The organism is Pseudalkalibacillus berkeleyi (assembly GCF_021608225.1).
Classification (GTDB): domain Bacteria; phylum Bacillota; class Bacilli; order Bacillales; family Fictibacillaceae; genus Pseudalkalibacillus; species Pseudalkalibacillus berkeleyi.
This window is the reverse complement of the sequence record NZ_JAKIJS010000001.1, coordinates 771,890-798,719: the sequence shown is the minus strand read 5'-3', so window position 1 is coordinate 798,719 and position 26,830 is coordinate 771,890. Positions and strand designations below refer to the sequence as shown.

Genomic DNA, 26,830 nt, shown 5'->3' with positions numbered 1-26,830 from the left:
CAGCACTTAATTTCAACGATGTTTAATGTAAAAAGATAGAGGGGAAGGGATTAAAGATCACCCCATTACTTTATGAAGGAGATGAGGAGATGGATTACAATTCAATCATGGAAGAATGGTACTCTTATTTAGGAAAGCTCCCAGATTTACTACTTGCACTCATCGTACTGTTTGTAGGTTGGCTCGTCGCTAAAGGGGTCGCAAGTGTTGTACGTAAAGCACTTCATAAAACAAGCCTCGACGATAAGTTATTTGGAGGATCACAAAACAAATACTCTTCTGAAAAAATTGTAAGTAAAATTGTTTATTACTTAATTTTAGTATTTGTGTTCATTATGTTCTTCAACATTTTAAGTTTAAGCTTTATCGCCACACCTCTTGTTAGTATGCTATCTGCAATCACCGCAACTGTACCTAATGTTCTTAAAGCCGCTCTCATCCTATTATTAGGCTGGGCTGTTGCATCCTTACTAAGTTGGACCGTAAGAAAATTCAGTAAGGGTACTAAAATTGGGTCATTATTAAAGAAGTGGAAGATTACTAGTACAGATGAAGAGGCTACTAAGGCTGTTCATAATGCGTCCAAGATTGTATTTTATCTCGTACTACTCATCTTCTTACCTGGCGTTCTTTCAGCATTAGATATTACTGGCACATCCGAACCATTTGCAAATATGATTGGTAGCTTGCTCGGTTTCATCCCGAAATTATTTGCTGCAGTATTAATCGTATTCATCGGTTGGCTTGTAGCCAAAATTGTTAGGGATATTCTTTCTAACTTCTTAAAGAGTATTGGAACAGAGCGTTTTGCAGAGAGACTTGGACTTACTAAATTCTTTGAAGGCACGAGTCTTTCTTCTGTAATCGGAACAATCGTGTTCATTCTAATTATGATTCCTACAATCATATCAGCATTGGAACAACTTGATATCAAGGGAATCTCTGAACCAGCGATCGCCATGTTAAATGATGTACTAACCATGTTACCGAATATCGCCGTGTCAATCATATTGATTCTAGCTGGATTATTTGTAGGTAAATGGGTGAAATCAATGGTATCCTCTTTACTTGAAAGATTAGGATTTAATTCCATCCTTAACAATATGGGTATCGGAAAATGGAACCCTTCAGAATCTAAATTGAAGCTTTCAGAGATTGCTGGTTACATTGCTCAAATATTCGTAGTATTGCTTTTCGTTGTAGAAGCTCTAGAATTAATTAACTTGGATTTCCTAGTAACACTCGCAACAGGCGTCATTGCCTATTTACCAAGCCTATTTGCAGCGATCGTTATCCTTGCTGTAGGATTGTATGTTGGTAATCTCGTTAAGAAATTACTATTGAACGTTCTCGAAGGGCCTAGCTACCGCATACTCGCAAGTATTGCAAAGTATTCAATCGTAGTCATTTCATTCTTTATGGCACTCGATCAATTAGGCGTGGCAGATTCAATCGTTAACTCTGCATTCATTCTAATCCTAGGAGGCCTAGCACTTGCATTCGGTCTTGCATTTGGTCTTGGTGGTAAAGAGTTTGCAAATAAACACCTCCAAACCCTTGACTCAAAGCTAGAGCAAATGAGCGTAAACAAAACAAATCGAAATGAGAATGATGATTTCAACAACCTATAATGCCAACTAAATAACAAGGAGCTGTCAAGAAAGTCAGTGGAAATGGACTTTCTGACAGCTCCTTTTTTATAGTGTGCATCCAATAAATATATCACTATGCCACGACCTCAACGAAGATCAAGTGTAAGAGCTTCCCCACTACAGCATTTTATCAAAGGACTAAAACAATAAAAACAGACCGGCAGAAGAAAAGTCCTCCTCTACTCGGTCTTGTTCATTCAAGGGATTAACATGCAGCCCCTTTTCACAAGCATTTAGCGTTTAGTCCATTAGTAAATGCTTTTCTAATCGGCTTATATCGTTATCCGCACCAATCACGATTAAGATGTCACCCTCACGAATTGTGTGAGTAGCTTGGGGTGAGACGACGATATCATCGTTTCTTTTAATAGCCATAACGTTACAGCCATAATTGGCACGCACATCTAACTCGATCAGCGTGCGGTCATGCATTTTCTTACTTGCAATTAATTCAACAATGCTATGTTCATCAGATAGTTCTAAGTAATCTAACACATTATTCGACATGATATTATGGGCAATACGTTGTCCCATATCCCTTTCTGGGTGGACAATTCGGTCTGCCCCAATTTTCCGTAGCACTTTCTCATGGTAGTCATTTTGTGCTTTAACGGTTATATGGGCTACGCCTAATTCCTTTAAAATGAGTGTAGTAAGAATACTCGCTTGAATGTTATCTCCGATTGCTACAATAACATGGTCAAAGTTCCTTACCCCTAAGCTCTTTAAAACACTTTCGTCAGTAGCATCTGCAATTACTGCATGAGTTGCAATAGATGAAAATTCATTTACTCGATCTTCATCGCTATCTATTGCGAGTACATCCATATCATTATTAGTCAATGACCTACAAATACTTCCACCAAAACGCCCCAATCCAATTACCGCAAATTGCTTCTTCACAAATACTCCCCCAATTGCCAATAACGTTCAGTTTAGAACATTGTATCACATTTTCAGACTACTTTTCCCTGTTCCCTTCAACATATTTTGCGTCAAAAAGAAACATTCGCATTAATAAAAATAAAGAAGGAATGAGTAAGAACAGACCAGCAATAAATGCGATAACAAGTGCGATCCCCATTGCTTCATTCGTAAACCCAGCCTCGATTGTTATATACGGATATAGAATGTAGGGTAAGTGAGAAACCCCGTACCCGAAGAATGCAAAAAGAAACTGAAGCATGACAAATATGAAGGCTGTACCATAACGTTTATTTTTATATACGAGCCAAACTGCGATGTTGAAACAGATAAAAGACAGGATAAAGAAGTATGAATAATCAACCATGTTGTTAAAATGTTCTTCATTATGTCCCTTAAGGGCTAAGAAAACGAGAAAGCTCGCTAGAATAGTTGGAGGACTCCAAAATAACGCATATTTCCTCAATAATTCTAAAGCCTTTAAGTCCTTCGCTTTACTTGCATAGAAGCTTAGAAACATGGCACTTATATATAACACACTCACAATAGCTAGAAAGACAACGGCCCAAGAATAGAAGCTAGTTAGTAGTTCTTCCACTAGGAAAACAACCGTTCCGTTCTTTTCATCAATAAATCCGCCCTCTGAAATCGTCAACGCTGTAGATAGAGAAGCAGGAATCAATAACCCTGTTGCCCCGTATAAGAACGTATAAAAGTGACTGTCCTTCGCACCATAATTTCCAAAAGCGTAAAATGAGCCTCTGATCGCTAAGAGAACTAATGCGATACTTCCTGGCACTAATAATGCAGTTCCGTAATAATAAGCAGTTTTCGGAAAGAACCCTACTAATCCAACAAAGAAGAATACGAAAAACACATTCGTAACTTCCCATACCGGAGACAAATATCTACTGATTATGGAATTAATTACATCATCTCTTTTCGTAACCTTTCCATAGTAAGCGAAGAAACCTGCACCAAAATCTATAGAGGCGACAATTAAGTAACCGTATAGGAATATCCATAACACAGTAATTCCAAGTATTTGTATATCCATTAAATCCCCTCCCTACCGATCCATTTGCTCAAATTCAGTTTCAACAGGATTATTACGAAACATTTTCAACAAGACAGATATACAAATCCATCCAAGAACAACATATAGTGCAAAGAAAAGAATGAACATTGCCCCCACATGCTCGCTCGTTGTTGCGCCATCAACAGTTTCCATAACATGCCATAAGATCCATGGTTGGCGACCTACTTCAGAGAAGATCCATCCGAACTCAATGGCTAACAAGGCGAGTGGCCCTGCAGCAACTATCGTCCATAATATTAATTTCGAATGCTGCCAGCCTTGTCTCCACCTGCTTAGTATTAAGAATACCGTCGATAAGGCGGCCAAGAACATGCCAATGCCAATCATCAAATCAAATAAATAGTGGATGAATAAAGGTGCTGTTTCATCTTCAGGAAATTCATTAAGTCCAATAACCTCGGCATTTGGATCACCATGAGCTAGAATACTTAGGAAGTTCGGTAGATGAAGTCCGTACTTCACCTCTCCATCCTCTCCGAGAATCCCACCAACAATCAGGTCCGCTCCTTTCTCCGTTTCAAAGTGCCATTCTGCAGCTGCTAATTTTTCAGGCTGATATTTTGCTAAATATTTACCAGAAAAGTCTCCGATTACTACTGTTGCAATTGCAAATACGAATGCTGTAACCATCGTAAAATGTAGTGCCTTTCTATAATATTCACTGTTGCCTTTTTTCAAAATTAAGAAAGCGGTTATAGCGGCTAATACAAATGCTGAAGTTAAGTAAGCTGTCGAGATTACATGAGAGGCCTTAGTTGGTGTAGCTGGATTAAACATTGCAATCAAAGGCTTAATTTCAGTAATTTGTCCATTATCTAATTTGAATCCCTTTGGTGAATTCATGAATGCATTGACAGTAGAAATAAAGAATGCCGAAGCGGTTGAACCAATTACAACAGGTACAGATAGTAACCAATGATAATATGGATTTTCAAAACGATCCCATGTATATAAGTAAATCCCAAGAAAGATAGCTTCAAAAAAGAATGCAAATGTTTCTAAAAATAAAGGTAGACCGATCACTTGACCAGCCACTTCCATAAAGCTCGGCCAAAGTAGAGATAATTGTAATCCGATACAGGTTCCTGTTACAACACCAACAGCAACGGTAACAACAAACCCTCTCGTCCATCTTCTTGCTAATATTCGATAATGATTGTCTTTTCTCCGGATTCCGATCCATTCTGCTCCACTGATTAATAACGGAACTCCAACTCCTAAAGTTGCAAATAGAATATGAAATCCGAGTGTTAGACTCGTCAGTAATCGACTAAGCATTGCACTATCTAATTCTGGCATCTTCCAACCCCCCATAAATTCCTTGTACACATAAGAATTGTCTAGAATACTCTGCCATTATTACATTACCCTTATTGCAATGACTTAAAAACGAACGTATACATTGTTCTAAACTAAATAAAGCTAATCCACTATCAAATCAGTGGATTAGCTTTATTTTACATGGCATCAAGCATCTTAAATTGTGAAACAATCAAGTCGTAGTATTCGCCTTTTTGAGCCATCAGCTCATCATGATCTCCTTGTTCAATTAAGCTTCCATGGTCCAAAACGAAAATGTTATCAGATTCGCGGATTGTTGATAGTCTATGTGCAATTATGATTGCTGTTCGTCCTTTCAACAAGGTTTGTAAAGCGTTCTGGATTTTCAATTCTGTTTCAGTATCAATGCTCGCTGTCGCTTCATCTAAGATCAGAATTCTTGGATCGGCGAGTAGAGCTCTTGAAAAAGAAATCAACTGCCTTTCCCCAACGGATAGAACGTTACCACGCTCTTCAACTTCCGTCTCATACTGATTATCAAGCTTTTCAATAAATGCACCTGCACCAACTGCTTCTGCTGCACGGATTACTTCTTCATCCGTTGCATCCGGCTTTCCGAACCGTATATTCTCCATGATCGTACCGGAAAAAATAAACGTATCTTGTAAGACGACACTAACCTTTTGCCGTAAGCTATCTAATTTGACGTCCTTTAGATCCGTACCATCTATTTCAACCGAACCTTTAGTCGGATCGTAGAAACGGCTGATTAGATTAGCAATGGTCGTTTTACCAGAACCAGTATGACCGACTAATGCGACTGTTTCTCCAGCACCGATGGTTAAGTTAATACCATTCAACGCTTTTCTCTTTTCATCGTAAGCGAATTCAACGTTTTTGAATTCAATTTTTCCATCTATTTCCTCAAAGGTGATTGCATTTTCTCTTTCAGAAACGTTCGGTTTTTCGTCTAGAAATTCGAAGATGCGTTCACTTGAGGCCATCGCGACTAGAAGTTGGTTATATACTTGCCCCATTCGTGAAATCGGCTCCCAGAACATACCTAAATAAAATGCAAACGTTACGAATACCCCATAATCCATTCCATTTTGAATCAAATAAACCCCATACCATACAAGAATTGCTGTTCCAATAGCATTCGACATTTCTACGAATGGACGGAATACAGCACTCTTCCGAGTTGCATCTTTCCAACTTTCAAAAGTCTCTCCATTTACACCTTCAAAGAACCCCATGTTTTCTTTTTCTTGTGTATAGGATTGTGTCACTCGAATGCCTTGAATACTCTCGTTCAAATGGGAGTTCATCTTCGCCTGCTTAATCCTTACCATCTGCCATGATCGACGAATATTCCTTCTCAGTCTTGTAGAGATGAAGAACATAATCGGTAATATGATCATGATTGCAAGCGTTAATTGTGGGCTCAACACAAACATGATGACCAAGATACCAACTAATAATATGAAGTCCATTAATAAATTGATGACTCCGTTTGTAAATAACTCCTGTAATGAGTTCACATCATTAATAATACGTACTAGAATGGAACCACCTGATCTCTGGTCAAAGAACCGATGCGACAACCTTTGTATATGTTTAAATAAGGTTTGTCTGATGTCATAAATGATATGTTGCCCTAACTGATTCGTCCACTTTATTCGAAAGGTGTTAGCCACCCAAGACAATATATAAAGAGAAAATATCCCAATAATTAGTTGCACTAATAAATTCTCATCTTTATTCTTAATCGCATGATCAAATAATAAGACCCCGATTATGATAGGAATAATTAATCGAACAATTGTAGTGATCAGCATAGTTACAATCGCTTTTGGTAGTAAATTAGATCTGTATGGTTTAATAAAACCAAATAAACGAATCAATTGTTGCCAATTAAATTGTTTCTCAATTGCTTGATCTTGTGAATAATGAAAACGTTTCTTCGTATTTGAACTCATTTGTTCACCCCCGTTAACCCGTCTGTTTTTGATTGATCACTTTCTTGTCTTTGTATTGTATATCATAAACACGTCTATACATGCCTTCTTGTTCAATTAATTCCTCATGTGTTCCTCGTTGTGCTATTTGTCCGTCTTCTAACACTAGAATTTCATCAGCATGCTTTAATGATGAGATTCGGTGCGCAATGATAAACGTCGTTCGATCCTTCATCACCTCTTGGAATGCCTTTTGAATCTTAAATTCTGTCTCCATATCCACAGCACTCGTTGCATCATCAAGAATTAATATACTAGGATCTGATAAGATCGCCCTAGCAATGGCAATCCTCTGCTTCTGACCACCTGATAGTCCCATCCCTCTTTCTCCTAGGACCGTTTCATAACCATCAGGTAATTCCATTATGAAATCATGTGCTTGAGCTCGTTTGGCAGCATTCTCTACTTGCTCAAGTGCAATATCCGCATTCCCATATGCAATGTTGTCTCGGATTGTAGAAGAAAACAAGAATGTCTCCTGTAGCACAACACCTACATTTTTTCGAAGTGATTGAATAGAGTATTCCTTAATGTCTTTTCCATCAATTAATACTGACCCTTCTTCTGGTTCATAGAATCTAGATATCAATTGAGTCACCGTCGTCTTCCCAGATCCGGTTGCTCCAAGTAAGCCTATTGTTGTACCTTTCGGAGCTTTGAATGAAACATCAGTTAATGCTTCTTCATCCTCACTCGCATATTTGTGAGTAACGTGTTTGAACTCTACCTCACCGAGCATACGTTCAACCTCAAGTGGATGATCGATATCTTGAATATCTTCAGGCTCATCAAGAATTTCTAATAAACGTTCTCCAGATGCTTTGGATTGTGAAAATGTGTTGATGACAAATCCGAGCATCATGATTGGCCAAATGATATACCAAACTAAACTGAAGAAGGCCACGAGTTCTCCAGGCTTTAAATCATCATTAATGACAAGGAATCCTCCATACGAAAGTAAAAATACGACACAGAGATTCCCGATTAACTCCATAACAGGGAAATATTTTGCCCAAATATCTGATGTATTCAAATAGTTATCGCGGTAATCCTTGTTATTGTTAACAAATTTACTTATTTCGAAATCTTCTCTAGAAAGCGATTTAATCGTGTTGATCCCACTTACATTTTCCTGTACTTTCGTATTCAACTGCCCCATTGATTTACGGATACCACGAAAAGCTGGATGTACACGTTTGTCGAACCGATATACGGCAACAGCAAGAAACGGTAGCATGCCAAGGGTAACAAGTGCTAATGGGACTGAATAATAAAACATAACAGCTAAACTAAATGAAATGAGTAATAGAAAGTTGATAATCTGTGCGAACCCAAAGGATAAAAAGAACCGAAACCCTTCCACATCAGCTGTTAAGCGTGACATTAGGTCTCCGGTCTTTGCATTGTCATAATATCGAAATGGTAAGTACTGCAGCTTCTTATATAAGGCTTCCCGTAATTTATATACCGCTGTAACACCGAACAAATCACCTAAATATTGATGGAAGAATGTGGCTGCGCCTTTAATCATCATGGCGATGATAAATCCAATAGCCAAATATGGAATCCACATATATTGTTCATTAACAATGACTTCATCAATCGTGAATTGCAAAAGCATTGGATAAAGTACTGTAATTCCAGAAACAAATAATAATGAAAAAACCGACAAGAAAAAGTATTTACGATAAGGCCAATAGAAATCTTTTAGCCGCTTAAACGTATCCAACAAAAAACACCTACCTTTTATGTATTGTTTAAAAAGTCATAATATACATAATATAACGGATTCCGAAATAAATAACCATATTTTTGCTTAAATTTTCAAAGATTAGGACATAAAAAAGAGACTGACACTACAATGTCAGTCTCCCCTATAGAAGATGTTTAATTATACGTTAAGTGTTTCTTGACCTGGCTTCCAGTTTGCAGGGCAAAGTCCACCAGTTTGAAGCGCTTGAAGAACGCGTAGTGTTTCATCAACGTCACGTCCAATGTTGTTATGGTTCACAACAGAGTACATCAACTCGCCTTCAGGGCTGATGATGAATAGTCCTCTAAGTGCTACACCTTCTTCTTCAATTAAGACACCATAATCTTCAGATACTTTATGATTCGTATCTGCAGCTAGTGAATACTTTAATTGTCCAAGACCGTTATCATCACGATTCGTGTTGATCCAAGCTAAGTGAGTGTGAACTGTATCTGTTGATACACCAATTACCTCAGCATCAAGATCTTCAAATTCATCAGAACGATCACTAAGTGCAGTGATTTCAGTTGGACATACAAATGTGAAGTCCATTGGATAGAAGAAAAGCACTGTCCACTTATCATTCTTCATGTTTTCTTCAAGGCTTACCTTACCGAATTCTTTGTTTGGAAGTACCGCATCCATTTCGAAGCGCGGTGCTTGTTTTGCTACCATACGTTCTGCCATTGTGTAAAACCTCCTACAAGATTTTTAATAAAAAAGATATACGCAATTCCAATATCAAGGCTTGTCCTAACCTCAAGAAAAGGAATACGCAACCTTCTTAACTCTAATTCAATACAGCTATATTATAGTTAATCCCTTATTAATAGTCAATATTAAATGAGAATTAATTTAATATAGCGCATTCGACATATTTACTATTCCCCTATTAGAGAATTCCATGTCATTGTTTATTTTAACGTGTTTCCGTAATCATCTCAAAGGATATACTTATAAATAGCCATATTGATTGCGAGACACCTAACATTTTCGTTATAGTGTTACTAGCCGATCAATCACGTCATAAGGAGTTGAAGAATTTTGCCAGAAATTATTTCTAATATTGATTGGGCTGAAATACTTAGAAACCTAGGTATTTTAACCATTAAACTTGTCTTCATTTTCATCGCATTTGCGATTGTTAGAAGCATTGGAAATCGCATCATTCGTACATCATTTGAAAAGTTAGAAACCAAAAAAGACATGTCACCAGGACGTGCCCAAACACTTAAAAGCTTGACTAAGAGCATTTTCTCATATGTGATTATCTTTATCTTAGCAGTTGTTGTATTGGGTACTTTCGAAATCGACATCGCAGGTCTACTTGCTGCCGCAGGTGTTGTCGGTCTTGCAATCGGTTTTGGAGCTCAAGGACTCGTTAGCGATGTTGTTACAGGCTTTTTCATCCTTTTAGAGAAACAGATGGATGTAGGCGATTATGTCACAACTGCTGGAATGGATGGTATTGTGGAAGAAACCGGATTGAGAACAACTCATATTCGCGGTTTTGATGGAACGCTACATTTTGTTCCAAATCGTGAAATCACAACAGTTAGTAACCACTCTAAAGGAAATATGCGAGCACTTGTCGATATTGGTATATCGTACGACGATGACATTGATAAAGCGATCAGTGTATTACAAGAAGCATGTAACCGTGTAGCAGAAACAAATGAAAACATTGTGGATGGACCAAATGTTGTTGGTGTCCAATCACTCGGATCATCTGATGTTGTCCTCCGTGTCATCGCACAAGCAAAAACAGATATGCAATGGGGCGTTGAACGTGAACTACGTAAAGCAATGAAACAAGCACTAGATGCGAACGGAATTGAAATCCCATTCCCACATCAAGTATATGTCCACAAGAACGAAGACAAATAAGTTTTGAACGATTAGAAAACGGGTACCCTTCTTTACAAAAAGGAGGGTACTTTCTTATGCCTTATAACTCTATAAATGAATTACCTGATCAAGTGAAGGACAACCTTCCTAAACATGCAAAAGAGATCTATAAGGAAGCGTTCAATTCAGCAAGTAAACAGTATGATCAAGAAAAAACCGCTCATAAAGTCGCATGGAATGCAGTGAAGGAAAAATATACGAAGAATGAAAAAGACAACTGGGTCAAAAAAGAATAGGGGGTCGCGATTAAGCGACCCTATTCTTTGTCATCTATTATTGTTGGAAACGTTGATCAATTTGTTGGCAAATATCATCTGCGGACATTCCATGTGCATTAATGACTGAACCTTGTGTGATTGCATTTTGAATTCCCATCACATTTTCATCCTGCCCTGAGATTACACAACAATCACAGTCATTTGCGTCTTGTTCCTGCTTCAGCTCTTTCACATCATATCCTTTACTTTTCAATGCCTCTTGTACTGAGGACAATGACTGCTCTACTCCAATTCGTGGCATACCTTCCACCTCCTTGTATTTATTTTTAAAGTATCCTCTTTAATCATCTGTTATTCTTTTCAGAACCAAAATTACCCACAAAAAAAAGAGCCCTTAATCTAGGCTCTAGTTTGTTTGATAAGATAAATATTCAATAATTAAGTTTACGGCCACTTCCAATGCCTCTTCTTTCGGTTCGATTTTCGAATGATGAAGTCCAAAGTCAGTCTCGACTCCTAACCAGAACATGAAACCTGGTATTTCTCTCAAGAAGTAACCGAAATCCTCACCAGTCATTGCCATATCACTTTGAATAAGGTGATATTTACTCGTTTCCATGAATTTTTTAAAGTCCTTAATCAACGCTGGATCATTATCCACTTGATAATAGTTTGCACCGTAATCAATTTCAGCTTTACAATCAAAACTCGTTTCAATACCTGATACGATTGCTTCGATACGCGATTGAACATCTTTCATTGCTTCAGGAGATAATGTACGAATTGTACCCTCTAACCTTGCTTTTTCAGCAATGATGTTTTGCTTCGTTCCACCGGTTATTTTACCGATTGTAACAACAGCAGAATCAAGAGGATTGATATTTCTTGCCACAATCGTTTGTAATTGTGTGACAAGATGACTTCCTGCAACTACCATATCATTCGCTTTATGGGGGTATGCTGCATGTCCACCTAAACCTTCAAGGTCAATAAATAGTTCTGAAGTGTTTGCGAACAATAGCCCTTCTTTCGTACCAATCGTACCAACTGGCAAATCTGGTGCAATATGAAGTGCAAAGATCATATCAGGACGGACCTTGTTAAAGGCGTCACTTTCTAATATGGGTAATGCCCCTCCTGGTCCCTCTTCAGCAGGTTGAAATATAAAAAGAAGATTGTCTTTAGGACGATTGTGCGCAAAATGCGTCAAAGCACCAAGCGCGATCGTCATATGAAAGTCATGACCACATGCATGCATCATACCAGGGTGTTCGGACTTGAAATCATAACTCGTTTCCTCTTCAATAGGTAATCCGTCAATATCTGTACGGTATCCAATTGTCTTTGTAGGTGCCGCTCCATTCACCTTAACCAATAAACCAGTCTTCCATTCAACAACTTCAATATTGTCTTGTGGCAACGATTGAAGATATTGATATAAAAATTGCTGGGTTTTCACTTCCTGAAAACCCAGCTCTGGTATACGGTGTAGAGAGCGACGTATTTGAATGAGTTCATTCAATGACATCAACACTGCTCTCTCCCTTATCTATTAATCAGCTTTCAATTGACGCAATTCTTGCTTAATCTCTGTTTTTCCTTTTGTTTGCTCGTCAATTTTCTTAATAACACGTGCAGGCGTTCCAGCTACAACGGACATAGGTGGTACGTCTTCTGTTACAACTGCTCCAGCTGCAACTACAGAACCTTCTCCAACTGTTACCCCTTCTAATATGACTGCATTCGCACCGACTACCACGCCATCTTCAACAACGACTGGCTTAGCTGAAGGTGGTTCAATCACACCAGCAAGTACTGATCCTGCTCCGATGTGACAGTTTTTACCTACAGTAGCTCGTCCTCCTAGAACAACGTTCATATCGATCATCGTTCCTTCACCAACAACGGACCCGATATTGATCATTGCACCCATCATGATGACCGCATTGTTACCAATTTCAACTTGGTCACGAATTACTGCTCCAGGCTCAATTCGTGCTTGAACTCCCTTAAGATCAAGTAATGGAATCGCTGAGTTACGTCGATCGTTCTCTAGGACATAATCTTCGATTTTCTTTTCATTTTGCTCAATAACTTGTTTAATGTCTTTCCACTCTCCGAAAAGTACACCTGTGTTTCCTGTAATAAAGGTCTTCGTGTTTGTGCCGAAGTCAATTCCATCCAACTGCCCCTTAATATGTACCTTAACAGGCGTTGACTTTTCGCTATTTTGAATAAACGAAATAATTTCGTTTGCATCCATCATTTTCATTCCTATTTCCTCCTTCATATTCTCTTATCACAATCGGATTCATTTTATCGTATTTTACTTGGAATGTTAAGTATGACCGTTTTTCTTCATTCGATTAATCAGTTCAATGAATGCCGTCACTTGCTTCAGTTGTTTAGAGGCATCACTGTAAATAATCCACGTATCTCGACTAAGAGGCTTTGTTTTTTCATTTAATATTGGGATCGTGTGAATCGCTGATTCCGTTTTGGGTAAGCTAATCGATGGCAAAATTGCATAACCAATGCCATTCAACGCCATCTGTTTACATGTTTCAATTTGATCAACTACGATTGTTCGTTTTGGTGATGTTTTAAACTGACTTAACCACCATTCCTGGATCTCTTGATAATAGGTGGAATGACTCCTGAACTGAATAAATGGTCTATTGGTTTCTTTCAGGTCTTCTAGCGACTGGATCTTCGTATCTACTAAATGTAATTCATCAGACATTAAATGTTCAGTTGGCCCCTTCCAATCAGGTTGACCTCGTATGATACCGACATGGAAATTATCACTATACAATTGTCTTTGAACCTCACTACTCCACCCCGTTACTAGTGAAATTTTAACATTCGGATATAGCTCCACATATTCTTTCAATACTTTCGGAAGCCAGTACTGTCCAATAATCGATGCGACCGCTAATTTCAACGTCCCGTGAACAACATCTCCTAATGATAAAACTTCGTCTCTCACATCTTCTTCTGTCTGTATCGTCTTATTGACAAACTCGATTACTTTTTCGCCTGCAGGTGTTAGCGTGAGCCCTTTTTGAGATCGGATGAATAATTTCGCTCCCCATCGCTGCTCAATTGATTGTAACCTTTGACTGAGCGCTGGCTGAGATACATACAACCGTTCAGAAGCTTTACGCATATTTAATTCTTCTCCTAGTACACTCAAGACATTGAATTCAGTCAACTGCATAACAAATCACTCACCTTACATCCATAAGTTATTCTTATCATAAAGTATAAAATATTATTAATTTTATTATAACTAATGCTCACGTAAGATAATAGTAAACCGACTGATGGAAGAAGGTACCAATCATGTTCATTACGTTACTAATGATAGGGTTATTTGCTTCTTTTGTAGGTACACTTGCTGGTAGTGGTGGACTGATTAATCTACCGGCTATGTTAGTTTCGGGAATACCTGTACACAATGCCATTGCATCCAATAAATTCTCAAACATGATTAGTTCGTTTTCAAGCTTCTTTGTTCTCTTAAGAAAACGGGAGGTGGATTTCAAATCAGCATTGAAGATCGCTTCATTTAGTTTCGCTGGTGGCCTTCTAGGGGGATTAGTCACTTCATCACTTTCAGAAGTAACCATGTTGTGGATTGGAATAGGCTTGTTGGTCTTTGCCCTTTTCTTATCATTCTTAGGAAAACCGCTTAGTGTGAATACGAGTGAAAAGCCTTTTTCAAAATGGACCTTCCCAGGATTATTTGGTATCGGAGTTTATGATGGCATGTTTGGTCCTGGTCAAGCTACAATGCAAATGTATTTATTCTTTTACCAAGGTGTCACTTACCTAAGAACGATCGCACTCACCCGATTCAATACATTTCTAAGTTGCTTTGGTGCCTTCATAAGCTATTATGTGACTGGGTTTGTAACTTGGGATGTGGCGATCCCATTAGCGATAGGCTCGTTATTAGGTGCACAAATAGCTGTTAGAATAGCTGGTAAATTTCCGAAATCCTTCGTCAAGATTTTATTACGGGTGATTACGATTTTGTTAGTTATACAACTGTTCATTAAACTTATTGGAGGAGATCTATTGTGAAATGTTTACAAATTAAACGAATCCACCATATCCAAATTTGTATTCCTACAGGTGAAGAAAATAAAGCGAGGCAATTTTATTCTCAAATATTAGGATTAGAAGAGATTGAAAAGCCAGATGCGTTAAAAGCGAATGGTGGATTATGGTTTACAGTAGCTGACATCGAATTGCATATCGGAACTGAGACCCATTCAGGAATCAGTAAGCGGCACCCTGCCTTTGAAGTCGAAAATTTAGATATAATCAAAAAACACTTCATTGAACAAAATGTTTCCATTAAAGAAGAAACTCAAATTCCAGGGATGAAACGATTTTCATTCTATGACCCTTTTCAAAATAGGATTGAGTTTGTGGAATTAACATCAGTTTAAAGAATTCTATCTTTCATGCTCAATTCTAAAAGATTGGACCAAGCAGTTGAGCATCCTACTTGGTCCTTTTCTTCCTATGGACTTATTAGACAGATCCCTTCTTAGGTAAAAATACAATAAGGATGAAGCTAATCACGGCAAGTCCGAAAACACCCCAGTATACACTATCCATTCCAAGCGACAACCCATCTTGAAGTATAGATAATGTTTCAGGTGAAAGCTTCTTCCGTTGGGATTCCTCGAGTAAAACGTTGGCTGCATCAATTGAAAGGGATTCGTCCATGTTTGCATTGTTTTCTTGTAGGAAGTTGTTCAGTCGATTATTTAGAATTCCTCCAAGTAAGCTCGCACCGATTGCACTACCTAATATTCTCATAAACATGTTGGATGCAGTTGCTACCCCTCGCTTCTTCCAATCAACAGAGGATTGAATCGAAACGATGAATGTCGTTGTCGTAAGTCCCATACCAACACCTATTATAAATGAACCGATTCCTGCCCAAATAGGACCTTTCGATGCTTCTAGAGTAAGGAAGAAGATTGAACCGATAATGAGTGCAATTCCGCCTCCAATCGCAACAGGACGGAAGCCTATTTTAACAATCAATTTACCGGCAATTGTTGAAGCAATCGGCCAGCCAATGGACATCGTAGTCAACGTAAATCCAGCAATAAGTGGAGATTCTCCCATTACACCCTGTACATACGCCGGTAAGAAAGAAGAAATACCGAACAATATAGCTCCTGATGTTAATGAAGCTAAATTAGCCAATGTGATGAGCCGATCTTTCCAAATACTCAAAGGCATCGTAGGCTCACTTGCCCTATTTTCTTGATAGATGAATAGAAGAAAACTAATTGCAAACATGATCAGTAACCCAATGATTTGCCAAGAACTCCAAGGTAAAGACACTCCACCTTGAATGAGTGCAACCATTAAACTACTAACCGCTATGAAGATGAACGTGGCACCTATGTAATCAATTTTGTGTTTCTTCTTCTCAATATCCTCATGTAAGAAAAGGTTCGTACCGACAATCGCAAGAATACCTAGGGGTACATTTAACCAAAAGACATATGACCAATCCCAATATATTACGATGAATCCTCCGAGAAGAGGTCCGAGAACAGCAGATATCCCCCAAACACTTGCTAGATAGCCTTGTATTTTCGCCCGTTCTTCCATTGTATACATGTCTCCAACAATCGTTGTTGCAATCGGCATAACTGCCCCAGCTCCAAATCCTTGAATAAGCCTGAAAACAATTAATAATAGCATTGATTCCGCAAATCCACATAAGATGGAACCGATCAAAAACATACTAACTCCAAATGTAAAGACAGGCTTTCTTCCGAACAAGTCTGATAGCTTCCCATAAATTAAGATCGTGACTGCTTGCATGAGTAAATACGAAGAAAACACCCAACTATAGTGACGGAACCCACCCAAGTCGGCGACGATACTAGGCATGGCTGTTGATATAATCGTACCTTCAATCGCTGCCATGAACATCGCTAAAATAACAGATGTCAGAACGAGGGGTCTTAATGTTGTTTTTTCTTTAATTCTTGTAACGATTTCTTCCTTCGTCATAAATTCACTTCCAATTTATTCTATGATATTCCACCTACTATTTTAACATTAGTAAGGAAGGTTTAAGGAAGAATTAGAACCACTTCTTTCTTTTGAAGAAGAGAATCATTCCAAGTGTCATAGCAATCATAATTCCCCAAACAACAGGGTACGCCCAGGCTTCGTCTAGTTCAGGCATGTGTGCAAAGTTCATCCCATAAATTCCAGCAATAAATGTTAAAGGTATAAAGATTGTTGAAACAATCGTTAGAACTTTCATGACTTCATTCATCTTATTACTTACACTAGAGAAATAGACATCCAGTAAGTTCGCAGCCATGGATCGAGTCATTTCAACCGTGTCCATCACGTGAATGATATGATCACTGACATCTTTCAAATAGAAACCTGTATTCATATCAATGACTTTCGACTTTTCTAGCCCACCAATGATTTCTTTCACAGGCCAAACAAGCTTTCTCAAATGCATGCCGATGTTTTTATAATGATAAATTTGCTGTAAAACCGTCTGATCTGGATCTATTACCATATCTTCTTCTAACTGTTCGATGTCGGAGGATATCCTTTCAGACTCGAATAAATATTGGTCGACGATTGCATCGAGAATTGAATAAACTAGATAACCTGCACTCATATTTCTAATTTTACCTAGGTTTTGACGGATTGCTTTTCTAACTGAATCTAACACGTCTCCTTCTTTCTCTTGGATCGTAAAGATTGTTTGATCCTTGATAATTACACTAATCTGCTCTTCTTCTATCTCTACTTCTTCTTTGTTAAACCAGACCATTTTTAAAATCATAACTACGTAATCATTTAAAATATTGATTTTCGGTCGATGTTCCGTATTCAATATATCCTCAATCAGTAACGGATGAATACCGAATTCATCTCTAATTTCTTTAAAGACATCAATATCGTTTAATCCCTCTATGTTCACCCAAGTTACAGAATTGGTTTTAGTATATGGATAAACATCTTGAATTTTATCAAGTTCCTTTTCTACTAAATCATCACCTATGTAATCGATTACCGAAATTTTCGTTGACGATGCTACTTCATCACCAACATAGACGAGAGACCCAGGAGGTAGCCCTTTTTTTCGCTCCAAATCTTGTTCTATGCCCATTTAATTCACCACCATTTAAGTTTTGTCGACCATTTCTGTAAATGCTAACTATTTCTGTCGAATCATAAGAAGTTTAGACGAAAGTATTTTAAATCTCTTGTTTTTGTAAGATAATGTACAAGGTTAATTCGAATTAAGACGGAGGGGACAAATAATGCTATCTATCACAATCGAGCGAAAACGAGCACAAATGTTAGAAACCGCTAAAACCTTTGGGATGTCATCGACACAAACATTAAAATGCAGCCAAGAATTAGACCGTCTTCTACAACTTCATCTTTCTAATCAACTTAGGGATCGTGATTATCATTTAAGGAAAATATCATAATCCTATTCTAATATATTGCGACAGATGAAATAAATAGGGATGCGCGCAAACTACCTTTTTAAAACCTTCTACAGATCTAGGTAATGACAAACTAGAATCCACAATCCTCAAGATACCTACTACTATACCCTGACTTCACTGATTACACACATGACAGATGACCTTTGTATGATTCAAAGAATGAATACTCAACCATCTTTTCTGTTCTTACATCACGAACAAGAAAAGACATCCACGTTGAGCAGGTACCTACTCAACGTGGATGTCTTTTTGTTAAATCAAACGATTGCAATAAAAAAAGCACTTTCTAATGAAAGGTGCTCAAATGTTTATGTATGGTGGGACATACTGGGATTGAACCAGTGACCCCTTGCCTGTCAAGCAAGTGCTCTCCCGCTGAGCTAATGCCCCATCTATTGTACAATCATTCACTTCGCTAATGTTAAAACGTTTATAGCGGACAATAATTACTATACTTTCAAGCTAGACTTCTGTCAATAAGTTTAGCAAACTTTTTATTACAATGTATCCGTATCCAAAATAGTCATACACCACCAATAAGATGGTGCATGACTAGAAGTACTCATATAGAATGAATACTAACCGATCCGCTCTTCCTCATCACGCCTTCGGATTTCTTCTTCTTTCAAGTTTTCTTCACGATCTCGAATTCTATGTGCTAAACGACTAGAAGCATTAGCAGCTAGGCTTGCGATTAAATCGTCTAGAAAAGTGTGTACACCATTGCCTCTTTTCGTATCAAGCTTCTCAATAATGCCAATCTTCTGTTTATCTAAATGTCCGAAAGTTGTAATCGCTATACTGCCATAACCCATAACTGCACCCATTGCAATGGTTTCATCTACTCCAAACAAACCTTCATCCGTTTCGACGATTGATTGTAAAGGTTCAGATAGTTTCTTTTGTTCTGCTAACTTATCCAACTCTATACCTACTAATAATGCATGTTGTATTTCCCTTTTCTCTAGAACAGCCTCTACGCTTTCTATACATTCTTCCATTTTCAAGGTCGGAGCATAAGGAATTTGCATTTCATATACGATTTCAGCTACATCCATAATCTCAACGCCACGCTCTTTTATGAGTTTCATTGTTGCAGCTTTAACCTCTTTACTATGGATCCTTTTATTCATAGTAGACTCCCCTTTCTGTATCTGTGCAGTAGTGCTTGCTTATATTGATTATACCATTTATGTTACAATCAATCTCAGGTTAATACTTTTACAACTTTTATATCATTACAATCGTGAACATTTTGGAGGTTGATTATACATGGCACAGCAAGGAAAAAGAGAAGAAAGAAATATTTACAGCGAAATTCTAAATGAAGAAATACAATTACACGTTTACCTCCCTCCATCTTATACACCGCTATTAAGGTATTCGGTTCTTATTGCGCAGGATGGAAAGGATTATTTTAATCTCGGAAAAATCGCAAGATCCTCAGAGACCTTGTTTGAAGATGGTGCAGTCGAAGAATACATTATTGTAGGTGTACCTTATAAAGACGTTCAAGATCGTAGGCGGAAGTATCATCCATCTGGAGAAGAGCATGAAAAGTATGTTCGTTTCCTCGTTTATGAATTGCTACCATTCATTGAAGATGAATATTCGACCCTAGAGCTTGCAAGTGCACGAGGACTCATAGGAAGCTCTCTAGGTGCCACTGTATCGCTAGTGACTGCTCTTGAGTATCCTAGGACGTTTGGGAAGATAGCTCTACAATCTCCATATGTCAATGACAAAGTTCTTGACCTTGTTACGAACGTTAAGGATCCATCCTTATTATCTGTTTATCATGTTGCAGGTAAAGGCGAGACAGAAGTGGAAACAACTAATGGGAAACAGAAGGACTTCATCACACCAAATAGAGAATTAAATAAAAGGTTTGCTAGCAAGTCATTTGGTGAATATTATTATGAGGAATTTGATGGAGATCATAAGTGGACATATTGGCAGCCTGATATACCGAAAGCCCTGAAATTCCTTTATCCAATTTAAACAATGGAACCTTATCCGAGTATGAAATAGTAAGAAAATTTGCTATAATGGAATTGCTTAAATGAACTAATGTAAAGAATGAAGTTCGAGGAGGGAAATTATGAAATATGGTATAGCCATTTTTCCATCAAAAAAACTACAAGACTTGGTAAATTCCTATCGTAAACGTTATGACCCTCATTATGCTTTAATCGCTCCTCACTTGACATTAAAAGATCCGTTCGATGTCGAAGATGAAGACGAATTGAAAGAAATGACGCGTCAAATTCACGAAATCTCAGATAATATCCAACCATTTAACATTAACGTTTATAAAGTTGGATCATTTCACCCAGTTAATAACGTTATTTATTTCAAAGTTAAAGAAGAAGAAAGACTTAGTAAACTACATGAACAGTTACACAAGGATGAGTTATATAGCGAACGTCCATATACGTTTGTTCCACACATTACTATTGCTCAAAAGTTACCAGATGAAGAACATCATGATGTCCTTGAATCAATGAAGATGATGGATATCGATCATTCTGAACCAGTGGATCGCTTCCAATTATTATACCAGCTAGAGAATGGATCATGGACAGTATATGAGACATTTCATTTAGGGAAAGTACGATAATGGAAGTTGTCGTGGCATCTAGTGATTCTCAAAAGCAAGATGCGCTCAAAGTACGTTCAAAAGTGTTTATTGATGAGCAGAACGTACCTGAGGAAGAAGAGATTGATCAATATGAAAATGATTGTACTCACTTTGTCGTATATGATGGTGAGAAAACGATTGGCGCTGGCAGACTACGGTTTGTTGAAGACTATGCGAAAGTGGAACGCGTTTGCATATTGAAAGAGTATCGTGGGTCGGGCGTCGGAAAATTATTAATGCAGAAGATGGAAACCGTATCATCTGAAAGTTCTGTTAACCAGCTTGTGTTACACGCACAAACACAAGCTGAACAATTCTATAGTAAATTGGGATATGAAACTTATTCTGACGTATTTATGGATGCAGGAATTCCTCATGTTGCCATGAAAAAGTCTGTTTAGGATCACATCCCCTTATTGTTTTAGAAAACGACCTGATTCTTAAGGTCGTTTTCTTGCTTTTGTTTTAAAGGTATAGGTTTAATTCCGATTCCTCATGAACAAACTGTTCATATTAAGAAGGAATCGGAGGAACGTATTGTGCCTTTCACACAATTAACAATCGAGTTGATTTTGGGATTTGTCATGCTTTTTCTTGTAACTCGTTTACTGGGTAAGACACAAATTTCTCAAATCACACCATTTGACTTCATTTCTTCATTAATTCTTGGAGAGTTATTAGGAAATGCCATTTATGATGAAAATGTAAATATTTTCTCAATCACCTATGCGTTAGTTATTTGGGGCTTATTAGTCTATTTAATCGAATTCTGGACGCAAAAAAAGAAAAGTGTCAGAGGCTTTTTAGAAGGACAGCCGGTCATTGTCATTCATAAGGGGAAAATATTATACCCATCTTTAAAGAAAAACAAGTTAGATATTAATCAATTACAGGGATTGATCCGACAAAAGGGGTACTTCTCTCTTTACGATGTAGAATACGCGATTCTAGAAACGAACGGTACAATAAGCGTGTTACCAAAATCTGATGTAGATTCAGTTACAAGAAAAGATCTTGACTTACCTATAGTAGATGTGTCCCTTCCAATCTCCCTTATTTTAGATGGAGAAATTGTGTATGATAATCTACAAGAACTAGGTAGAAATGAAACATGGTTGAAGAAGAAGCTTTTCGAACAGGATATTGTTCACATAACGGATGTTCTCCATGCAGAATGGCAATCTCCAGATCAATTACTCATTACTACTTATTCAAAGTAAACAACGGGGCAAAATCCTTTAATTCAAAAGAGATGCGGTCATCTTCTATACCCTTAATAAGATAAGAGTAAATTGCCGTTCGGTAAAGAGACCATATTGAAAGAGATGCAATCTCTACTTCCCAGTGCTCACACAAGGATTTCATTATGATCTCGAAAGAACAACCATCTTTGTGATTACTCAATACATCATACATATTTGAAATAATGTTCACATGATGATCGTAGTTACGTATAAGTGTCTGTGTGGGATCTTCCTCGAATACACCGTGACCAGGGATCATGCCGACATTGGTCATAGATAATAGTTTCTCTATCGAAGCAAGTGTAGCCTGGGCATCGATAATAAATGGTATCTTGTGCTTGTCTAACTGGGCTTCCCCAAAATAACTATCTGCCGCATATAAGATGTGTCCCACCTTCAAGCCGACTTGGTAAATACTATGCCCTGGAAGTGCAATTGCCTCAACTTCTAGACCATCAATGGATAATGGCCCATCGCTCACCACTTGATCAATACGAGTCGGTGGAGCTTCCAAAAATTTATTACGCATCTCATTTAAAGGACGATTACCTTGAGATAAATATAAAGGCTCTAAAATTGGATATTTGAGAATAGCTTCTTCGACCTGTGGAGCAAATGTGTAGATATCTATTGTTTTTTGCAAGTAATCTGCTGCGCCATAATGATCTGCATGAGCATGGGAAATAAACAAGTGTGTGATTGGCAATGACTTGTCTTTTAATGCCTTGAGAATCTTCTTCATATTCTGCTTGTCTATTCCAGTATCAATAATAAGACCGCAATTTCCTCTGTTAACATATCCAACATTCACCGGACCATTAAAGTAATAACAAGTGTGATTCAGCTGTATCAATTCCATATCGGTCAACCCCTATTCGTTACCAATCTATTTTACAAAAAAAAATAGGACTTAGCGATGCATTCCTCGCCAGTCCTTATATACTTTCGTTTATGTTCTGTCCTTTTCCTGTCAAATCTGAATATATTTTTCTGAATGCTTTTGAGTCTTCATACTCTTGATTATACCTATCATTTTCCATGTTCTTTTCAGTTGCATTTTCAAAATGGATTCTTTCAACTGGATGTAATTGAAGCTTGTAGGGAGAATATGTCTCTTGCGTTCTGCTTGCGTAAATTCTTTTCTGATCAGCTAGATATGGCGGCACATAACCCATGGAATCACCTACTCTTAAATTTTCACCCTTGTTACACTCTTTTTCCTATACCCGTTATTGTCTAATAATATTCGTAAAAAGTTATGATTTATGGGTATTAAAAATTTAATGCGATTTGATTCATTGCCCTTGCTCTGTATTCCTTATTTTGGAAATAGACAAATGCTTCTATTATGATACTATCTTCAAATTGCTTTTTAATTGGTATTTGGAAATCAGATATTGAAATAGTTTGATTGGGTTGGATTGTAAGGTCATGCATGGGAGCAACCCAAATTTCTCCTCTTTCCCTTGCTTCCTTCGCCCACTCATTCTCGATGTAGACCCATTGGTCAGCTTCTTGTTTCTCTTCGGATATCGTTGATTGTTCTAACGAACTAATCTTCCCTTTTAAATTCGTATAATCAATTGGCTGAAAACGGAAGCAAACGAGTGGTTGATCTAACTCTTCAGTTCCATTATTTGTCATGTGAAAACTTCCATGGATGACATAAGAACTTTCGCTTTTACAGATTAAACTGTGGTTAAAATATGCAGTTAATTGCAAATTCTCTTTATCGACTAGCTTACTCCCTAATTCTTCTGGTGAATTGTTTTTCACTTTGATCCGCTTTTCCAAGCTTTTTATTTTACTTTTATAACTTTCAATTAATGTTTCTTTTTCATTGATTTCTTTCTCTACCGTTTCTAATAATTCTTCGAAACTTAATATTTTCTTCGTCATAGCTGTTAGGTTAGATTGAGACAATTGCTCCTTTAATCGATGAACCTCTTGATGATAAGCCTCTAGCTCTTCTTCTTGTTGTTGTATTTTCTCGTTTAATTCATCATTCTCTCTTGCATCCTTTAATTCTATCTCCAATTGCTCCATTTTTTCTTCAGCGAACAACAATTTCTTCTCAAGTTGTAGAGATTTCTCCTGATAATATTTCGTGCGTGATGCAAGCCGGTCATAACTTAATTCTTTTTGCGGATTCATAAAGTCCCCTCCTAACCGGGCATATATCCTTATCATATGTATATCACTCAAATGGGTTTACAAGAACTTGATTTTTCAAAAGGAGTTGAACATTTAGATGTCAACTCCCTTGTTCATCTTTCTCCTCATTCAATCTCTGTAATAATTGTATATAGTCTTTCTCAATTCCAATATCGTACCGGTCTCCTTCAACCTCGAATCCGTAACACTTTTCGTTCGTTAACATCGTTTGAATTGCATCTGTCAACTGCACTTCACTATTCACACTCTCTTCTTGCCTTGTGAGATATTCAAAAATATTGGAAGTAAACGCATATCTTCCTATAACAGCTAAATTAGAAGGCGGATTTGTTTGCGGCTTCTCAACAATAGATCGAATTTCATGTATGTGTCTAGAATGATACGTCGGTTCAACAACTCCATATTGATTAAGGCATTCGTCTCTGACATGCCTAAGAGCGATAACGGGAGAATGTAATTCGTTAAATACGTTCATTATTTGTTTTGTAACAGAACCATTCTTGTTGAGAATGATATCATCTGGGAGTAACACCATGAACGGGTCATTACCAACAAATGACTTTCCAAGGCGGACCGCATCACCTAACCCTCGTGCATACGGTTGTCTTGTATATTGAATATGGACATCTGGTGTTCTTAATTTATCGAGTAAATTCGATTTATTCGTTAGTTTAAGGAATGCTTCGAGTTCAAGAGAAGTATCGAAATAGTCCACAATCATATTCTTATTACTTGAAACAACAATCAAGATTTCTTCTACACCAGCTTGTACTGCCTCTTCGACGATATAATGAATGGCCGGTCTACCATTAATTGGGAACATCTCTTTAGGAAGTACCTTAGTAATGGGTAAACTTCTTGTACCATAACCCGCAGCAGGTATAATTGCTTTTTTGATCAACTTTTAATGCCCCCTTAAGTTTCATACAATAGCTTATTCACAAGTTGATGTTGTAGTGTAGGTCACTGTGAAAATGAGGCTCGGACATATACTTTTATATCTTTAACCCTCACCGATTTGAGTCAATTAAAATAGGATATATGGATTTGAACTTTAATAGGTTGGAGGTGATTTCAATGAATATTTGTGTCATCGGATGTGGTTATGTTGGCTTAACAACAGGTGCAATGCTATCCAAATGGGGCCATCAAGTCACCTGTGTCGATACAGACGATGAAAAGATTAAGCTTTTACTTTCAGGTAAATGCCCAATTGTTGAAGAAGGGTTAGAAGAACTCATTCAAGAGCAGTTAGAGAATAAGTCTTTGCATTTCTCAAATGAAGTGATTGCAAGTATACAAAAAAATGCCATTATTTTTGTCGCTGTTGGTACCCCTTCCCACGATAAAGGGGAAACAGATTTATCCTACATCAATAGTGTAATAGATCACCTCCAGTGCGCTATTAATGAACCAAAAACGATCATTATCAAGAGTACCGTTCCCCCAGGAACGAATGATTATATTATGCAAAAATTAATTCAATCAGGGGTACCTACTCATAACTGCACAGTTATTTCGAATCCAGAGTTTCTAAGAGAAGGTTCAGCATTATCTGATTTACAACATCCTGATAAAGTGGTCGTGGGTGGAAGAAATGAGAGTGACTTGGAAGTGATTCTCGAGTTATATAAAGATATTTCATCCAACTATATATTTACGAGTCCAATTAATGCAGAGATTATTAAATATGCATCGAACGCCTTTCTCGCTACGAAAGTATCTTTCATTAATCAAATGCAAATCATTTGCGAGGTATACAATGGTGATATAACAACTGTTTCAGAAGCACTTGGCACTGATCCTAGAATAGGTCCCCACTTCTTAAAGGCAGGATTAGGATATGGCGGGTATTGTTTACCAAAGGACATCCAGTCGCTTTCTTTTGCAGCTCAAACTAAAGGGATACAGCCAACTCTTCTCGAGGCAGTTGAACAAATTAACCGTAACCAAATAGGCAACTATGTTCATAAAATTGTAGAAACGTTAGGATGTATTGATAAGAAGAAAATAACAATATGGGGACTTTCATTTAAACCGAATACTGATGATTGTCGTGATTCCCCTTCTTTAAGACTAATCGAAAGTTTACAAGATCAAGGAGCTATCTTAACCACTTATGACCCTATAGCCAATCATACAATCAAAGGCACTTACCAATGTACAGATATATACAATTCAGTTATTGATGCTGAAATGATCGTAGTAGCTACCGAATGGAATAAATTTCTTAATGTGGATTGGCTTTTGATTAGTAAATTAATGAAAGGAAAACATGTACTAGATGCACGAAATTGCTTGAGAAAATCTGAACTTGAAGTACACGGATTACAATATGTTGCAATTGGCCGTAACTAATCTGAGATTGTAAGTATAATGCAGCTG

The 26,830-nt window shown here is 37.5% G+C and carries 28 protein-coding genes and 1 tRNA gene; 11 read left to right on the top strand and 18 right to left on the bottom strand.

Annotated elements, in window-relative coordinates:
• Positions 1-89 precede the first annotated feature (89 nt).
• Entirely contained in the window at positions 90-1,631 is a 1,542-nt protein-coding gene (locus L2716_RS04245) for a mechanosensitive ion channel (RefSeq protein WP_236332100.1), read from the top strand.
• Between the two features lie 261 nt (positions 1,632-1,892).
• On the opposite strand, the gene L2716_RS04240 is transcribed toward L2716_RS04245, so the two are convergent.
• The 6 genes from L2716_RS04240 to L2716_RS04215 form a co-directional block, all read right to left on the bottom strand.
• Positions 1,893-2,555, bottom strand: a complete 663-nt coding sequence (locus L2716_RS04240) for a potassium channel family protein (protein WP_236332098.1) — start codon at positions 2,553-2,555, stop codon at positions 1,893-1,895.
• A 58-nt stretch (positions 2,556-2,613) separates the two neighbouring features.
• Positions 2,614-3,633 (bottom strand): cytochrome d ubiquinol oxidase subunit II, encoded by a 1,020-nt coding sequence (locus tag L2716_RS04235; RefSeq protein WP_236332096.1) that lies wholly within the window; start codon positions 3,631-3,633, stop codon positions 2,614-2,616.
• Between the two features lie 12 nt (positions 3,634-3,645).
• Positions 3,646-4,974 (bottom strand): cytochrome ubiquinol oxidase subunit I, encoded by a 1,329-nt coding sequence (locus L2716_RS04230; RefSeq protein WP_236332094.1) that lies wholly within the window; start codon positions 4,972-4,974, stop codon positions 3,646-3,648.
• A 158-nt stretch (positions 4,975-5,132) separates the two neighbouring features.
• Positions 5,133-6,935, bottom strand: coding sequence for an ABC transporter ATP-binding protein (locus tag L2716_RS04225; protein ID WP_236332092.1), 1,803 nt, complete (start codon positions 6,933-6,935; stop codon positions 5,133-5,135).
• A gap of 13 nt (positions 6,936-6,948) precedes the next feature.
• Positions 6,949-8,703, bottom strand: a complete 1,755-nt coding sequence (locus L2716_RS04220) for an ABC transporter ATP-binding protein (protein WP_236332090.1) — start codon at positions 8,701-8,703, stop codon at positions 6,949-6,951.
• 162 nt (positions 8,704-8,865) lie between these two features.
• Positions 8,866-9,414, bottom strand: a complete 549-nt coding sequence (locus tag L2716_RS04215; protein WP_236332088.1) for a peroxiredoxin — start codon at positions 9,412-9,414, stop codon at positions 8,866-8,868.
• 357 nt (positions 9,415-9,771) lie between these two features.
• Here L2716_RS04215 and L2716_RS04210 point away from each other — a divergent pair, with 357 nt between their 5' ends.
• Entirely contained in the window at positions 9,772-10,614 is an 843-nt protein-coding gene (locus L2716_RS04210; RefSeq protein WP_236332085.1) for a mechanosensitive ion channel family protein, read from the top strand.
• 56 nt (positions 10,615-10,670) lie between these two features.
• Complete coding sequence (locus L2716_RS04205; protein WP_236332083.1) at positions 10,671-10,871, top strand: ChaB family protein; 201 nt, start codon at positions 10,671-10,673, stop codon at positions 10,869-10,871.
• Between the two features lie 37 nt (positions 10,872-10,908).
• Here L2716_RS04205 and L2716_RS04200 read toward each other — a convergent pair whose 3' ends face one another.
• From L2716_RS04200 to ccpC, 4 genes are all read right to left on the bottom strand, one after another.
• On the bottom strand, positions 10,909-11,154 hold the full coding sequence (locus L2716_RS04200; protein WP_236332081.1) for a YkuS family protein: 246 nt from the start codon (positions 11,152-11,154) through the stop codon (positions 10,909-10,911).
• Between the two features lie 105 nt (positions 11,155-11,259).
• Positions 11,260-12,384 carry an N-acetyldiaminopimelate deacetylase gene (locus L2716_RS04195; protein WP_236332079.1) on the bottom strand — a complete coding sequence of 375 codons (1,125 nt, stop codon included), beginning with the start codon at positions 12,382-12,384 and terminating at the stop codon, positions 11,260-11,262.
• A gap of 21 nt (positions 12,385-12,405) precedes the next feature.
• Entirely contained in the window at positions 12,406-13,125 is a 720-nt protein-coding gene (gene dapD, locus L2716_RS04190; RefSeq protein WP_236332077.1) for a 2,3,4,5-tetrahydropyridine-2,6-dicarboxylate N-acetyltransferase, read from the bottom strand.
• A 66-nt stretch (positions 13,126-13,191) separates the two neighbouring features.
• Positions 13,192-14,073: a transcriptional regulator CcpC gene (ccpC, locus tag L2716_RS04185; protein WP_236332075.1), complete on the bottom strand. Its 882-nt coding sequence runs from the start codon at positions 14,071-14,073 to the stop codon at positions 13,192-13,194.
• 125 nt (positions 14,074-14,198) lie between these two features.
• Here ccpC and L2716_RS04180 point away from each other — a divergent pair, with 125 nt between their 5' ends.
• Together L2716_RS04180 and L2716_RS04175 are read left to right on the top strand one after the other, a co-directional pair.
• Positions 14,199-14,942 carry a sulfite exporter TauE/SafE family protein gene (locus L2716_RS04180; RefSeq protein ID WP_236332072.1) on the top strand — a complete coding sequence of 248 codons (744 nt, stop codon included), beginning with the start codon at positions 14,199-14,201 and terminating at the stop codon, positions 14,940-14,942.
• On the top strand, positions 14,939-15,313 hold the full coding sequence (locus tag L2716_RS04175; RefSeq protein WP_236332070.1) for a VOC family protein: 375 nt from the start codon (positions 14,939-14,941) through the stop codon (positions 15,311-15,313). The genes L2716_RS04180 and L2716_RS04175 overlap by 4 nt, the downstream gene beginning before the upstream one ends.
• Positions 15,314-15,398: 85 nt before the next feature.
• Here L2716_RS04175 and L2716_RS04170 read toward each other — a convergent pair whose 3' ends face one another.
• Together L2716_RS04170 and corA are read right to left on the bottom strand one after the other, a co-directional pair.
• A complete protein-coding gene (locus L2716_RS04170; RefSeq protein WP_236332068.1) occupies positions 15,399-16,907 on the bottom strand; it encodes an MDR family MFS transporter in 1,509 nt (502 codons plus the stop codon).
• Positions 16,908-16,980: 73 nt separating this feature from the next.
• Positions 16,981-18,036, bottom strand: coding sequence for a magnesium/cobalt transporter CorA (gene corA / locus L2716_RS04165; protein WP_236332066.1), 1,056 nt, complete (start codon positions 18,034-18,036; stop codon positions 16,981-16,983).
• A gap of 154 nt (positions 18,037-18,190) precedes the next feature.
• Here corA and L2716_RS04160 point away from each other — a divergent pair, with 154 nt between their 5' ends.
• Positions 18,191-18,364 carry an aspartyl-phosphate phosphatase Spo0E family protein gene (locus L2716_RS04160; RefSeq protein WP_236332064.1) on the top strand — a complete coding sequence of 58 codons (174 nt, stop codon included), beginning with the start codon at positions 18,191-18,193 and terminating at the stop codon, positions 18,362-18,364.
• A gap of 336 nt (positions 18,365-18,700) precedes the next feature.
• On the opposite strand, the gene L2716_RS04155 is transcribed toward L2716_RS04160, so the two are convergent.
• Together L2716_RS04155 and L2716_RS04150 are read right to left on the bottom strand one after the other, a co-directional pair.
• Positions 18,701-18,775, bottom strand: a tRNA-Val gene (locus L2716_RS04155).
• Positions 18,776-18,963: 188 nt separating this feature from the next.
• A complete protein-coding gene (locus L2716_RS04150; protein ID WP_236332062.1) occupies positions 18,964-19,518 on the bottom strand; it encodes a phosphatidylglycerophosphatase A family protein in 555 nt (184 codons plus the stop codon).
• Between the two features lie 139 nt (positions 19,519-19,657).
• Between L2716_RS04150 and L2716_RS04145 the strand changes: the two genes are divergently transcribed.
• The 4 genes from L2716_RS04145 to L2716_RS04130 all read left to right on the top strand — a co-directional run bounded on the left by L2716_RS04145 (position 19,658) and on the right by L2716_RS04130 (position 22,246).
• The gene (locus L2716_RS04145; protein ID WP_236332060.1) at positions 19,658-20,386 is read left to right on the top strand and encodes an alpha/beta hydrolase; all 729 of its coding nucleotides are present in this window, start codon (positions 19,658-19,660) and stop codon (positions 20,384-20,386) included.
• A 100-nt stretch (positions 20,387-20,486) separates the two neighbouring features.
• Positions 20,487-21,005 carry a YjcG family protein gene (locus L2716_RS04140; protein WP_236332058.1) on the top strand — a complete coding sequence of 173 codons (519 nt, stop codon included), beginning with the start codon at positions 20,487-20,489 and terminating at the stop codon, positions 21,003-21,005.
• Complete coding sequence (locus L2716_RS04135) at positions 21,005-21,427, top strand: GNAT family N-acetyltransferase (RefSeq protein WP_236332055.1); 423 nt, start codon at positions 21,005-21,007, stop codon at positions 21,425-21,427. Before L2716_RS04140 ends, L2716_RS04135 begins: the two co-directional genes overlap by 1 nt.
• Before the next feature lie 135 nt (positions 21,428-21,562).
• Entirely contained in the window at positions 21,563-22,246 is a 684-nt protein-coding gene (locus L2716_RS04130) for a DUF421 domain-containing protein (RefSeq protein ID WP_408005319.1), read from the top strand.
• On the opposite strand, the gene L2716_RS04125 is transcribed toward L2716_RS04130, so the two are convergent.
• From L2716_RS04125 to L2716_RS04110, 4 genes are all read right to left on the bottom strand, one after another.
• The gene (locus L2716_RS04125; RefSeq protein WP_236332053.1) at positions 22,230-23,129 is read right to left on the bottom strand and encodes an MBL fold metallo-hydrolase; all 900 of its coding nucleotides are present in this window, start codon (positions 23,127-23,129) and stop codon (positions 22,230-22,232) included. The genes L2716_RS04130 and L2716_RS04125 overlap by 17 nt on opposite strands.
• 76 nt (positions 23,130-23,205) lie before the next feature.
• Entirely contained in the window at positions 23,206-23,445 is a 240-nt protein-coding gene (locus L2716_RS04120; RefSeq protein WP_236332051.1) for a hypothetical protein, read from the bottom strand.
• Positions 23,446-23,542: 97 nt separating this feature from the next.
• Entirely contained in the window at positions 23,543-24,424 is an 882-nt protein-coding gene (locus tag L2716_RS04115) for a coiled-coil domain-containing protein (RefSeq protein ID WP_236332049.1), read from the bottom strand.
• Between the two features lie 100 nt (positions 24,425-24,524).
• A complete protein-coding gene (locus L2716_RS04110) occupies positions 24,525-25,346 on the bottom strand; it encodes a UTP--glucose-1-phosphate uridylyltransferase (RefSeq protein WP_236332047.1) in 822 nt (273 codons plus the stop codon).
• A 176-nt stretch (positions 25,347-25,522) separates the two neighbouring features.
• Between L2716_RS04110 and L2716_RS04105 the strand changes: the two genes are divergently transcribed.
• A complete protein-coding gene (locus tag L2716_RS04105) occupies positions 25,523-26,803 on the top strand; it encodes a UDP-glucose dehydrogenase family protein (RefSeq protein WP_236332045.1) in 1,281 nt (426 codons plus the stop codon).
• Positions 26,804-26,830 lie beyond the last annotated feature (27 nt).